This window comes from Helicobacter muridarum, assembly GCF_000765805.2.
Taxonomy (GTDB): domain Bacteria; phylum Campylobacterota; class Campylobacteria; order Campylobacterales; family Helicobacteraceae; genus Helicobacter_A; species Helicobacter_A muridarum.
Genome location: NZ_JRPD02000003.1, coordinates 1 through 13,466, shown reverse-complemented (window position 1 = coordinate 13,466; position 13,466 = coordinate 1). Strand labels below are relative to the sequence as shown.

Annotated in this window: 8 protein-coding genes; 4 read left to right on the top strand and 4 right to left on the bottom strand. The window is 34.6% G+C overall.

What is annotated here, in order from left to right:
• Positions 1–33 precede the first annotated feature (33 nt).
• A complete protein-coding gene (gene hisF, locus LS73_RS01960; RefSeq protein WP_034557538.1) occupies positions 34–795 on the top strand; it encodes an imidazole glycerol phosphate synthase subunit HisF in 762 nt (253 codons plus the stop codon).
• 288 nt (positions 796–1,083) lie between these two features.
• The gene (metX, locus tag LS73_RS01955) at positions 1,084–2,211 is read left to right on the top strand and encodes a homoserine O-acetyltransferase MetX (RefSeq protein WP_081955529.1); all 1,128 of its coding nucleotides are present in this window, start codon (positions 1,084–1,086) and stop codon (positions 2,209–2,211) included.
• A 259-nt stretch (positions 2,212–2,470) separates the two neighbouring features.
• Here the strand turns inward: metX and LS73_RS01950 are convergent, their stop codons facing one another.
• Genes LS73_RS01950 through LS73_RS01940 form a run of 3 tightly spaced genes read right to left on the bottom strand, consistent with a single transcriptional unit; the run spans position 2,471 to position 7,444 of the window.
• On the bottom strand, positions 2,471–2,974 hold the full coding sequence (locus LS73_RS01950; protein ID WP_034557537.1) for an acetone carboxylase subunit gamma: 504 nt from the start codon (positions 2,972–2,974) through the stop codon (positions 2,471–2,473).
• A gap of 20 nt (positions 2,975–2,994) precedes the next feature.
• On the bottom strand, positions 2,995–5,289 hold the full coding sequence (locus tag LS73_RS01945) for a hydantoinase B/oxoprolinase family protein (protein ID WP_034557535.1): 2,295 nt from the start codon (positions 5,287–5,289) through the stop codon (positions 2,995–2,997).
• Between the two features lie 10 nt (positions 5,290–5,299).
• Positions 5,300–7,444 (bottom strand): hydantoinase/oxoprolinase family protein, encoded by a 2,145-nt coding sequence (locus LS73_RS01940; RefSeq protein ID WP_034557533.1) that lies wholly within the window; start codon positions 7,442–7,444, stop codon positions 5,300–5,302.
• 1,126 nt (positions 7,445–8,570) lie between these two features.
• On the opposite strand from LS73_RS01940, the gene LS73_RS01935 reads away from it, so the two are divergent.
• Entirely contained in the window at positions 8,571–10,064 is a 1,494-nt protein-coding gene (locus LS73_RS01935; protein ID WP_081955528.1) for a Do family serine endopeptidase, read from the top strand.
• A gap of 548 nt (positions 10,065–10,612) precedes the next feature.
• Here the strand turns inward: LS73_RS01935 and LS73_RS01930 are convergent.
• The gene (locus LS73_RS01930) at positions 10,613–12,055 is read right to left on the bottom strand and encodes a glutamate synthase subunit beta (RefSeq protein WP_034557531.1); all 1,443 of its coding nucleotides are present in this window, start codon (positions 12,053–12,055) and stop codon (positions 10,613–10,615) included.
• Between the two features lie 261 nt (positions 12,056–12,316).
• Between LS73_RS01930 and LS73_RS01925 the strand changes: the two genes are divergently transcribed.
• Complete coding sequence (locus tag LS73_RS01925) at positions 12,317–12,994, top strand: lysophospholipid acyltransferase family protein (protein ID WP_104692196.1); 678 nt, start codon at positions 12,317–12,319, stop codon at positions 12,992–12,994.
• Positions 12,995–13,466: the final 472 nt, after the last annotated feature.

The window sequence follows — 13,466 nt, the reverse complement described above, 5'->3', positions numbered from 1 at the left end:
TTTTTAACAACATAACAATAACAGGGGTAAACTATGTCGAATTTAGCAAAAAGGATCATTCCTTGCCTAGATATAAAAAACGCTAGAGTTGTAAAAGGCGTGAATTTCACAGGGCTAAGAGATGCAGGGGACCCTCTTGAAATTGCTAAACGATACAATGATTGCGGAGCAGATGAGCTTGTATTCTTAGACATTAATGCGACATTTGAGGAAAGAAAAACCACCATACCGCTTATAGAATCTATTGCAAAAGAAGTCTTTATACCTTTAAGTGTTGGCGGAGGCATTAGCACATTACAAGACATATCTGACTTGCTAAATGCAGGCTGTGATAAAGTCAGTCTAAATTCTTTCGCGCTAAAAAACCCTGCATTCATAAGAGAGGCTGCACAGAGATTTGGCTCACAGTGCATTGTTGTTGCAGTAGATGCTAAACTAAGAAAAGATTCTAGCATAGGTATTTTTATGGCAGGAGGCAGGATTGATAGCGGGAAAAATATGGAAGAATGGCTAACGCAAGTAGAATCTCTTGGAGCTGGAGAAATTCTACTTACTAGTATGGATACTGATGGAACAAAGGCTGGATTTGATATAGAAAAGCTACAAAAAGCCATGGAAGTTTGCAATCTGCCAATTATTGCTAGCGGTGGTGCTGGAAATATGAAAGATATATTAGATGTATTTAAGATTGGAGTAGATGCGGCACTTGCTGCTAGCATATTCCATTATCAAGAAGTAGACATTATAGAGCTAAAAAAATATCTGCGACAAAATGGAATTTATGTGCGAATATAAATTTGTAATATTTATTAAGTTAAGCTAATAAGAAATTCAATATTAACTCCAATATAATCAAAGAAGCCAGATTATTGCTTTTGCCATTGAACAAGCAGCTTAAGAATCAAATATTTTAACTCTTAAGCTTCAATATTGCATTGTGACTATATTAATGGCGAACATAGAAAGTTCAATAAGATAAATTTAGTTATCATGCGGTGCAATTTAGTGAAATTGAGATTAATAAATACATTTTGGTTTAGCTAACATTCTTAAGGTTGGCAGATATTAAGGAGAAATTAGATTATGAATAATGAAAAAGACCATTCCCTAATAATGCAAACACATACTAAGATATTTACAAGCCCACTATACCTCACATCAGGCAGAATCTTAGAACCATATCAAATTATATATGAAACATATGGAAAACTAAATTCTGATAATAGTAATGCAATTCTTATCACACATGCCCTAACAGGTAGCCATCATTGTGCAGGTAAGTATCAAAATGAGGCAAAAGCTGGTTGGTGGGATAGTATGGTAGGAAATAACAAATATATAGATACAAATAAATATTTTGTAATCTGCGCTAACGTAATTGGCTCATGCTATGGATCTACATCTCCTATTAGCCCTACTTATGGTTCATTTGGTGATAATGACTTTTATCGTTTGAAATTTCCAGTAATAACAATACAAGATATGGTAAAGGCAAATAAGATTCTGCTAAACTCATTAGGAATCACACGCTTGCATGCAGTTATTGGCGGATCTATGGGTGGCATGCAAGCCTTAAGCTTTGCTATTTTGTATCCAAAAAGTGCAAATATGTTTATATCAATATCCGCAAGCTATATAAGCAATCCGCAAATAATATTGATTAATAAAGTTATGCGAGAAATCATTATGCTTGATTCTGACTTTAAGGGCGGTAACTACGAAATTTCTAGCACATCTTTACCCAGATTTAAAGGCTTGCAAGTAGCGCGCATGCTTGGCTTTTCTCAATATCTCTCACTTTCTACATTGCATAACAAATTCTCTAGGAGATATGTCCCCACTGATGGATATTTTGAATTATTTGGTAGATTTGAGGTAGAGAAATACTTGGATTATAACGGAGCAAACTTTAGCACATACTTTGATCCATTATGCTATTTGTATCTAATACGAGCTCTTAGTATGTATGATGCTTCATTAGGATTCACAGGCTTGGAGCATGCCTTAAGCGAAATTCAATCTCCCTTACATTTAATTGCATTCAATGGAGATAATATGTTTCCTATATCAGAAATGGAGCATATAAAAGAACAAATGGACACACTAGGATTAGCTTGTAGTTTGGAGATCATACAAAGCGATTATGGTCATGATAGCTTCTTGGTTGAAGTTAATAAATACGGAGACTATATTAGAGAATTACTAGGTTAAACTATAGAATCCTTGAAGTTTGAATGTCGCTCTTAATAAAAGTATAAAAAATATAAATAACTTAATAATAATTCTATAAGCCAATATTAACACAAAAAACCTAAATTATTAATTAGTTGAACTTAATGTAAGCTGTTGTAATAAAAGTTAAGAGGGATACCTCCCCCCCTGTCGATAATAAGCGATATATATTAATTTTAGTATCATAATAATATAAATACTTATTAAACACCCATAAAAATACTATTTCAGACTAAATCTAGTATTTTCTTTCTGGCATAGGCAAATTCAGCCAATCTTCATAAAAAGCCTTAATATCTGGCTCAAAATCATGGATAACAGGATACCATGGAGTAGGTGCTTCAACATCATGCATAATGCCACATTCTGGGCAAATATACTCTCTATACACCTGCCACTCTGTATCAACAGCAAGCAACTTAGGATAAACCTCCTCCATCTTTTCAGCGGTATCACGCACATACACATTAGCATAAAGCTTCCAGTTTTCTTCAGGTGCGCAAAATTCAAAGCCGCAACCACATTGAATAAGCCATTTTTTATCTGGCTTTTGAACAACAAATAGATGAGGTCCAAGTGGTAAAACAATCTTATCATTAAAGCGCACCTTTTCTTGCAGAACCTCTAGATAAAGTTGGAAACGCTGTATATCTTTAGGCATGCTAAGCATACGAAACGTAGTATCCCAATCTAATTTACCATCAACTAAATATTTTACTTCTTCTTTTGTATATTTTGACATTTGTTATCCTTTTTCTATTTCTATTCATCTGCTAATACAACTGTTTTTACACCCGGCATTTTCGAAAGATCCATACGGAATTTTGATCCATAGGTAAATACGCCAAGCTCTTCTTCTTTGAGATTCCAACCGCTTGGTAGATTCCAAAACTGCTTGAACTGATTAAGGAATTTCTCAGAAAGTCCAAAACTTGTTGCATACATATGTTGCACTTGACTACTTGCCTTTTTATCTAAAATCCTCTGACGCTCTTCTTTCATCCACTCTTTTGTGGGCTTAGAACGACTAATTCTCTCTTGCCTCATTTCCTTTCTACGATTCTTGGTCTTGGCTTCATCAGCAACCCATACACCATTAGAATCTTTACTGACTACTGCTCCATATACTTTATAAGCATATTCAGGCAAAAGTAATTCTTGATTTAAATCTTCTACAATAGCATCAATTTCTCGTTCAATAGGATCACCAAATCCAGGTCCTCCACGCATATAGTTCAAATATAAATCGTAATTATCATAACAAGCCTCTGTTGTCATGCATTGCTTATCTCTTTTTACCTTAGCATTGGGTGAAATATATTTTTCATATCCATGTTGGTTAGGATTAAAGTCCCCACCTAAAGGTAACGCCTCTTCATTCTTGATTCTATTTTCTATATCAGTCTTATGAGCTTCGAAACGATAACCGCTTGCTGATGGATAGCCACCCATAAGTCCCCAATCGCTATTCATATAGCCATTTCCCATAAAGAACATTGTCCAATCATGTGCATTCCAAACCATTCTTAATGATTCAAAACCACAACCACCACGATAACGTCCATAGCCTCCAGTATTTGCTTTTGGGTTACGTCCAAGGAAAAGCAAAGGTTCAGCCATTTCCCAAATCTCTACATCGCCCATATCACCCTCTGGATTCCAAATTGCAGCTGCATGATTGATTCCATCTTTAATAGCTGATGCACCTGTACCGCAAGATGAAGTTTCAAAACTATTTACAGCATGAATTTCGCCATCTTGATTAATACCTCCTCCTTGTAACCAGTTAGAAGTATTAGCATTACCAGCATTAACCTCTTCAAGATAGCCTCTTGAATAGTATGCTTGAGATAGACCCCGCCATAGTGCGCTCCACCCTGAAACAAGATAGTGCCATGCATATGCATGTCCTGTGCGTCTATCATCTGGATTCATCCAAGTGCCTTTAGGTAGGCGAAACTGTGTCCCAAAATAAGCACCATCGTTTATTCTTGAAGTTGGAATAAGCGTTTGTGTCATCATAACCCAAATCCCACTTGTGAAACTACAAACATTAGCATTGTAGCTATGCCAACCCCAACGACTAGAACCTTCAAAATCAAGCTTCCATGTAGCATCTTTATTAATGGTAATCTCTACAGGTGAATGCATGATTGTATCAAGTTTGGCAAATTCAGAGGATACGCCAATATCTTCATGATTATATGGCACATCAACAAAAGCTACTTTTCGATATTTACCGGGTATAGTCATAGACTTAATACGAGATACTAATCCTCTTCTACCCTCTTCAATCACCTCATTGATAAAGCGCATATAATTATCAATGCCTTCTTGCTGAATCACTTCTTCAACAAGGGAACGAATCATATGACAACCAGCAATTCTTGTTCTTTCATCAAGAATCCAATATTTAGGAGTGCGCACAGAACGTTGAGATTCATGTAGCCAATCCTTAAAAGGTTCGTCATTGGCACCAGTCTTACGACAAGTAATCATATATCCATCACCAAAACGTTGAACTTGTCCAGTGCTCATAGACCCAGGAGTTACAGACCCAGTATCAATAACATGAGTAACGCCACCAGCCCAGCCAACAAGCTTATCATCCCAAAAAATAGGTACAAGAGTCATAATATCACATGGATGCACATTTCCAATAGAGCAATCATTGTTTGTAAACATATCTCTTGGATTAATGCCAGGGCTATCTTCCCAACCATTTTCTACCATGTATTTAATTGCAGCACCCATTGTACCCACATGAATAATAATCCCAGTAGAAGTAAGCACACTATCACCTACTGCATTATAAAGAGTAAAACAAAGCTCTCCTTCTTGCTCTACGATTGGCGAGGCAGCGATCTTTTTAGCAGTCTCTCTTGCATGCACAATACCACCGCGAAGCTTAGAAAATATCTTTTCATAGCCAATAGGATTACTTTCTTTGAACTCTAAGCGTTCTAGACCATTATAATAACCTGTTGCATTCGTTCTATCAATGATCTCTTTTCTATATTGTGATAATGTTTTTCCATTTTTTAATAAATTTGCCATTTGTATCTCCTTATTTAGTTTCTCTTAAATGAAATAATCTATGCTTATCAAGCGTTGTTGCAAAGCCATCTGGAACAACAAATGTTGTTGAATCAGATTCTATAATTGCTGGACCAAAAACCTCATTTCCGGGTTGAAGCTTTTCCATACTCCATACAGTAGCTTCAGACCATTTTTTATGTCGATAAAACTTCCTAGTGCCAAGCTTCGCGCTAGGGCTAGGGGTTTTACCAACCTCTTTTTCTTCAGGAATAACAGGCTTTTGAGTAGCTACATATCCTCTCATAATCACGCCTGTAACAGAAAATCCAAGCTCTGGGGAACAAGCAGATTCTGAATATACCATTTCATAATATTTTTCATAAGCTGCTGTAATCTTATCCCAGTCACTAGCATCTTTAGCACTCATAATAGGCGAATCAATCTCAAGGTCATTTAACTGTCCCATATATTGCATGCGATACCCAGGCTTTAGCAATACATCTTCTCTCTTAAAACCATTAATTACAAATTCTTCAACTACTTTTTCTATAAGTTCTTCCCAACCATCTTGAATAGCCTTGCATGCTTCTACTTTTTCCTTATCGCTTGCAAACTGTGGCAATGCAAGATCAACACTCTTATCATAGCGATATTCAAAATCAGCACAAGCACAGCCAAAAGCAGAGAATCCAGCAGCCCATGCAGGCACAATTACATCTTTAAAACCAAGCCCCTCGGTATAGCCATAGGTATGAACAGGACCAGCCCCGCCATAAGAGAAACATACAAAGTCAGAAGGGCTATATCCTTTAGCACTTACATTAGAGCGCAAATATTCATGCAATTCCAAATCAAGTAACTCGATTACCCCCGCTGCTGCATCTTCAACGCTTAATCCAAGTGGATCGGCAATTTGCTGCTTAACATGCGCTCTAGCACGCTCTACATCTAGCTTAATTTGTCCACCTAAGAAATTATCTGGATTAAGATAGCCTAATATCAAATGACAATCAGAAACGCTAACAGTATCAAGTCCGCTATCAGCCCAACAAGTGCCTACTCGATATCCTGCGCTATCTGGACCTAATTTTATAGAATGGTTATGCGGATCCAAACGTACAAAGCTACCAGCACCAGCACCAACAGAATCCATAGCAACTAAAGGCAGGGATAGCACTAGCCTTGCCATATCTGGATCTTGAGCAATAGTAAAGTTACCTTTTACAATCAAAGCCATATCAAAACTTGTGCCACCAATATCGCTACATGCTACATTGTCATAACCAAGCACTTCTCCTAAAAGCTTAGATCCAATAACACCACCTACAGGACCAGACACAATAGTCCTTGCAAGCTCTTTAGCTTTCCAACTAATTGTGCCGCCATGAGTGGCCATTACACGCAAGTCAAATTTAGCACCATGCTTTTTGAACCTATCACTAACCTTTTGTAAAGTTTGGCGAGAAGGCTCTGCGGCATAGGCTTCTAGCACGGTTGTATTCATTCTATGAGACTCTTTTCTTGAAGGATAGTAATCAGCACTAGCAAATACAGGCAAATCTGCTTTACCTAAAATCTTAAGCTCATCTTTTACTATATCTCTAACCCTTCTTTCACTAGTTGGATTCTTATGAGATTGCAAAAGACAAATTACTATTGCCTTAGAGCCAGTATCTACTAATTCTCTTGTAACCTGCCTTACTTCTTTTTCTCGTATTGGAATCACAATAGTACCTTGAACATCGGTGCGCTCTGTAACACCTCGTATACGCTTAAGTGGGACAAGAGGCTCATCATAACGATGCGTGTTTAGATGTATCCTATCTTCAAGAGCATAGCCTAAATAACATTGCAAAGCACGTCCCATAGAAAGAACATGCTCAAAGCCCTTATTACAGATTAAGCCTACATCAAGACCCTTTCTTTGCACAACACGGTTAAGCATAGCTGTACCAGAATATACACAAGTAAGAAGTTCAGGATATACATCATCTACTGTTCTATTCCAATGTGCTAGAGCATCCTGAGAGCTATTATAAATAGCTAAGCTTTCATCTTCTGGATTGCTTTGCGCTTTACCAACAACAAAATTACCATCTTCTTTGACAAAGAAAGTATCAGTCATTGTGCCGCCGGCATCAATGCCCATAACTCTCACATTATTTTCTGACATAGTGCAACTCCTAAATTTTTGTAACTAACGTTAAGTGTTTGATAAAACAACTTAACTTAATTACAATACAACAATAATGTAATATAAATTGCAAAAAAATACAGAATTAAAAAAATTAAGCAAAAAACTAAACTTTTGATTTATTGCTAATTAAATTTATGAAGATAATCATCGAAGCTGAAGATATATTCACTACAAAAACAATATTTAATAATATTGGTTCATATAGTACATAATTAATTAAAATATAGCTGTCTTTTCATAAACACTATAACAACTATTTGTTATTAAAAATAACTAAATATATAATAAAATATAGTAATTAAGTTAAAATTTTTAAAATAAATATATAATATTGGATTAAAATATTTAAATGACAAGATAGCTCAAAAATCTTTAAATTGAAAATAAACAATGCAGTCAAACAAAAGTTAAAATGTCAAATTAAAAATTGACAATAAGCAATTTGATTGCATTATGATCTAATTTAATATTATGTAAAAAAGTAACAAAATAAATCAGAAATATTACTAATACTAGAATCTAATCTCAACTAAATGATAAATATTCATGAAATGTATAGTTTTCACATTAATTTATTTCCATCAATATTATTTATTGTATATATTTAGCTCATCTATTAAAAATAAGATAGATTCAATCATGCATCAGGACACACTAATAAAAATATTAATAAACATGTAGTCTCAAATAAACAAAAATTACATTGATATTAGCAAGCCCATATTGTAATATATTGTTAAGGATTCCATAATGTTAATGTTATATTAGGAGAAGCGAAATTTAACTCATGACCTATTCTGTATTACTTTTAGCTTAAATAAGGAATCTAAGGGCATATCAAAAATCATAAAAACAAAAATAGCATTAAGTCTGATTTAAATAGTTAAAACCTTAATAATAATTACTTAGATTTAGATATAGAAAAGTTGAAGCATTCATGTTCTATCAAAAACAAGCAATAACGCAAAATTAGATTCTGTTATATTTCAGATTTTCAAGATATTAAATATATTTGATCTAACAGAGCTTAAGCATACGACTTGTTTAAGATATTTTTATATTGACATACTAAACTCATAGAATTTTATTTTTAGGAGATTATATGAATAAGGATTCTTTGTTTCCAATTAAATGTTGCATAGAAAAACCTCTAAAATCAACCAAAGCAAGCAAAATTTTAGCCTCTATTGTATTTGGGTTATCACTATCATGCGCCTTTGCTATAAGCGATGCCCCACCATTTACGCGCATCTCTCCTGTTGGTAATCCAAATGCGATATATTCCTATAATGACGCTATCAAGAACGCTACAAAAGCAGTTGTAAATATCACGACAGAAAAAAAGGTAAGTGGTGGGCAATCTCCATTCAATGATCCATTCTTTCAACAATTCTTCGGAGATGTAATACCAAAAGACAACTTGCGAGGCGGTATTGGCTCAGGTGTAATACTAACCAATGATGGATATATAGTTACTAATAGCCATGTCATAAATGGTGCAGACAAGATTACAGTAAGTATTCCTGGTGATAGCAAAAAATACAATGCAAAACTTATTGGAGAAGATACTCAAAGCGATATTGCAGTAATTAAGATAGATAAGAGAAATTTGCCAACACTACAATTTGCAGATAGCACGAAATATGCTGTAGGAGATGTAGTATTTGCTATTGGAAATCCTTTTGGAGTAGGAGAAAGTGTAACGCAAGGGATTATCTCTGCTCTTAATAAGCATGGATTTGGTATTAGCGCATATGAGAATTTTATTCAAACTGATGCTAGCATTAATCCGGGCAATAGTGGAGGAGCATTAATTGACTCTAGAGGAGCATTAATTGGTATGAATACCGCCATAATTTCACGCACAGGAGGAAATCACGGCATAGGGTTTGCCATTCCATCGCAAATGGTCAAAAACGTGGCAGCAGAGCTTATTAAATCTGGTAAGGTTAGACGAGGATTCATTGGTGTAAGTATTAAAGATGTAGATCAAGAAATATCTAGTATTTATAAAGATTCAAATGGCGCATTGGTGGTTGGAATGCAAGCAAATTCTCCTGCTCAAAAGGCCGGACTTGCAGTATGGGATTTGATTGTTGCTGTTGATGGCAAACCAATCAAAAATGCATCAGAATTACGAAACACCATAGGATCAATGCCACCAAACAAGCAAGTAACATTAACAGTGCTAAGAAATAATACAAATGGCAATCAATCTACACTAGAAACAAAACAAATCCAAATGAGACTAGCAGAACAACCTCAAGAATCCACAAGAATAGCTCAAGAGACTCCAACCAAAGATAAAGGATCTGTATTAAGCGGATTAAGAGTAGAGAATCTAACTGATCAAATAAGACGAGCTTGGCGAGTGCCAAATGACATTAATGGAGTCTTAATAACTGATGTTGATAGTAATTCCAAAGCAGAGAGTCTAGGCTTCGAAAAAGGAGATATTATTGCTCAAATAGAAGACACGCCAATTAAAAATACAACAGACTTCCAAATGGCTATGCAAAATCATAAAGATAAGCCAAAACGAGTTCTTATATACAATATGACAAAAAAAGAAGTAAAAGCCATTATGATGAACTAGTGCCAATATTTCATTTTAAAACATATTGATATTTAGATTAGATATTTGTATCTAATCATATAAATCAATATATACCGCTATCCTTTTTTCATAAATCCATGAGATACAAAAGAAACCTAATAATCCAAGATACGAATAAATAGAATATATTAATACTATGGGGTTGCATTAATACAAAATAACAAACTGGCAATCTAAAGTTGTATTTAATTATAAAATAGATATTATAGCTATTCAGTCTAATATGCTAAAACCACTTCATCCCACTCAAAGCAAGAAAACTCTAACCTATTGAATCATGAGATGAAATTGCTTTTTGTTAAGAATGTCCTAAAATTCTAATAAGTAGTTTTCTAGTTTCCATTTAAGTGCAATAGAAACTTCCCTTTGGTTGTTTTGGTTAGGATTAGCTTACTTTGTATTCTAAGCAAAAAGCCTTGTTTATTAGCCAAGAACGCATAATAATAAAATACATAAAAATAATTGGCTCTAGTTTGTTACTTTCACAACTTTTAAGTAGGAATGATTTACAAAATCATATAAATATGCTAACTCTTGAACAGCTCTAAATGAAGCGCATTAGCACATTCTCTGCCTTCTTTTATAGCAGTAACAACCAAACTAGCTCCTATCTTACAATCACCACATGTATAGACTTTAGCCCTAGATGTTCTAAAGTTATTATTCATAATATTTCCTTTATCCATCTTTACGCCAAAGATTTCACTCACACCGTCTTCACATCCACTAAATCCCATAGCCTTTAGCACCATATCAGCTTGAATAGTCTCACTGCTTTGCAATATTTCTGTGCTTTTTTTCTTGCCATCTACAACACCCCATTGTAATTTTGTAGTCATTACAGCTTGTAAATTCTTATTTCCAATAAATAGCTTTGGCATTGTGCTAAATCTCCTTGGATCGCTATTATTGATAGCTATAGATTCTTCTATTCCATAGCCTGTTTGTAAAACAATCGGATATTCTGGCCATGGATTTGAGTTTAACCTTTTTATGGGTTTACTAGGAGAGCGTTCAAGCCTTATAACACTTCTTGCCCCCTGCCTTATAGCAACAGCAAAACAATCGGTGCTAGTATCTCCACTACCTACAACAACAACATGTTTATTCTTAGCACTTAACTTATTAGGTTTAGAATCTAAAATAGACTTTGTATTTGCTACCAAGAAATCAAGGGCATTATATATACCATCAAGATTCCCACCCTCAATATCAAAACTGATATGTTTCCTAGCACCAATTGCAATAACAACCCTATCATATTTTTCAACAAGTGGAGAAAAATCGCTACTAGATTCTATGCCATGGTTGGTATAAAAGGTAATGCCCTCTTCTTTCATTATGTCTATACGTCTTTGCACAACCCATTTCTCTAATTTAACATCGGGTATACCATACATAAGTAATCCACCTATTCTATCATCACGCTCATATACATCGACTTCATAACCAAGCAAATTTAAAGTATCGGCACATGCAAGCCCTGCTGGGCCACTGCCAATAATAGCTATCTTTGCACCATTTCGAGCAATATTTCTAGGCTTTATCAAACCATTTTTAAAGGCATATTCAGCAAGAGCTAATTCGTTATCCTTTATAGTTACTGCCTCGCCATTTGCATTGCAAACGCAAGAGTTCTCACATGGAGCGGGACATATTCTACCTGTTATTTCTGGAAAAGGCATAGTAAGAGAGAGTCTCCGATATGCTAATTCCCATAATCCACGTGAAAGCAAATCATTCCACTCTGGAATCAAATTGAGATTAGAGCAACCTATGGTTTGCCCTTTGATATGTATACCAGCTTGACAAAATGGAATGCCGCACTGCATACAACGACTAGCTTGAATTTCTTGCTTCTTTGAATCTAAAAGCTTGTGAAACTCCTGATTATTCTTAACTCTCTCTTTGGGCGGAAAAGATATAATTTCCTCTCTACTATAATCCATAAAACCTGTAGGATTTGACATACTATCTCCTCAACATATAATATAATTCATATTAAATTAATATACAAATTATTGTTATCGAAATAATCATTCTTTTTAGATGATGTTTACTAAAATGAATTATAGCTAAAATCATCGAAATGTCATATATTTACATACATGCACTACTTTGTTACAAAAATACACAAAATACAAGTTCAACACAGCAAAATAGTTGTTAGTCATTTAGTAGTAGAATCTTTAAAATCTATTACATTCATAAATGATAAGGATTTATAACTAATGGGTAAGTCTAATAGATATGTTGAGTGGCTAAGAAATAATATTCATAGAGATATTCGTAGAGAGTTCGCGTGGAAAAATCTACCAAAAATTATGCGTTTTATCTCTAAAATATTCTATTTGACTTGCAAAAATAAGTTTCATATATCTAATTATGTTAGAGAGCAAAATTTCATCGCATGTATGTGGCATGGCAATTTCTTAATGATGCCATACCTATATGCACAAGTGCGAGATAAGCCAAATATGAGCTTTATAACATCGGCACATAATGATGGAATTATTATTGAAAAATATTTTAGCTCCTTTGGCTTAAATGCGATAAGAGGCAGCACAGGTATAGAAAAAGGTGGCATAAAGGCATTAATAGTTGCTATAAGAGCATTAAAAAATGGACAGGATATAGCAGTAACGCCAGATGGACCAAGAGGACCATATAAAAGCATTGCAGATGGAATATTATTAATGGGAATGAAGAGCGGCGTAGGAATATGTCCTTGTAGAATCTCTCCAAAACGTTATTGGGAACTAAACACTTGGGATAAATTCTGTATCCCTAAACCCTTTACTCGCATCGATTATTATGTTGGAGATCCAATATTCTTATCGCAAAATATGGATATAGAAGAAGCAAGGGCAAAGTTAAAAGAGACTATGGATATAATTGATAGTCTATAACATTAGATTTAATCTAAATAATACCAAGACTAAATTTACAAAATAAACAAAGATCTTATTAGCACGACAAAAAATAACCCTATAGTTACAAATTGCTTGAAAGCCAGCAAGCTTGCACATTAGAAGCGTAAGGTAACAATAATTTCAGGCAAAATAAAAATGATAAATCACAGCAGAATATATAATGAATCAATACCACTTAAAACGTTGTAAGGCAATAAACTAGATCTTCTTATATATTCTTATATCTTAGCTAATCAACAAAGCTTTTGTTTAGAATCCAAAGTTTAGAATCAAAATAAACCCAACTACCCCCAACTCAAAACAAGCGAAGCGAAGTTTCTATGCGAAGCTGGAAAAACAAGCGAAGCGAAGTTTCTATGCGAAGCTGGAAAAACAAGCGATAGCTAGTTTCTATGCGAAGCTGGAAAAACAAGCGATAGCTAGTTTCTATGCGAAGCTGGAAAAACAA

Bases quoted from the DNA above. Each gene is read 5' to 3' on its own strand.
- hisF (WP_034557538.1), top strand. From the start codon at position 34: ATGTCGAATTTAGCAAAAAGGATCATTCCTTGCCTAGATATAAAAAAC.
- metX (WP_081955529.1), top strand. From the start codon at position 1,084: ATGAATAATGAAAAAGACCATTCCCTAATAATGCAAACACATACTAAG.
- LS73_RS01950 (WP_034557537.1), bottom strand. From the start codon at position 2,974: ATGTCAAAATATACAAAAGAAGAAGTAAAATATTTAGTTGATGGTAAA.
- LS73_RS01945 (WP_034557535.1), bottom strand. From the start codon at position 5,289: ATGGCAAATTTATTAAAAAATGGAAAAACATTATCACAATATAGAAAA.
- LS73_RS01940 (WP_034557533.1), bottom strand. From the start codon at position 7,444: ATGTCAGAAAATAATGTGAGAGTTATGGGCATTGATGCCGGCGGCACA.
- LS73_RS01935 (WP_081955528.1), top strand. From the start codon at position 8,571: ATGAATAAGGATTCTTTGTTTCCAATTAAATGTTGCATAGAAAAACCT.
- LS73_RS01930 (WP_034557531.1), bottom strand. From the start codon at position 12,055: ATGTCAAATCCTACAGGTTTTATGGATTATAGTAGAGAGGAAATTATA.
- LS73_RS01925 (WP_104692196.1), top strand. From the start codon at position 12,317: ATGGGTAAGTCTAATAGATATGTTGAGTGGCTAAGAAATAATATTCAT.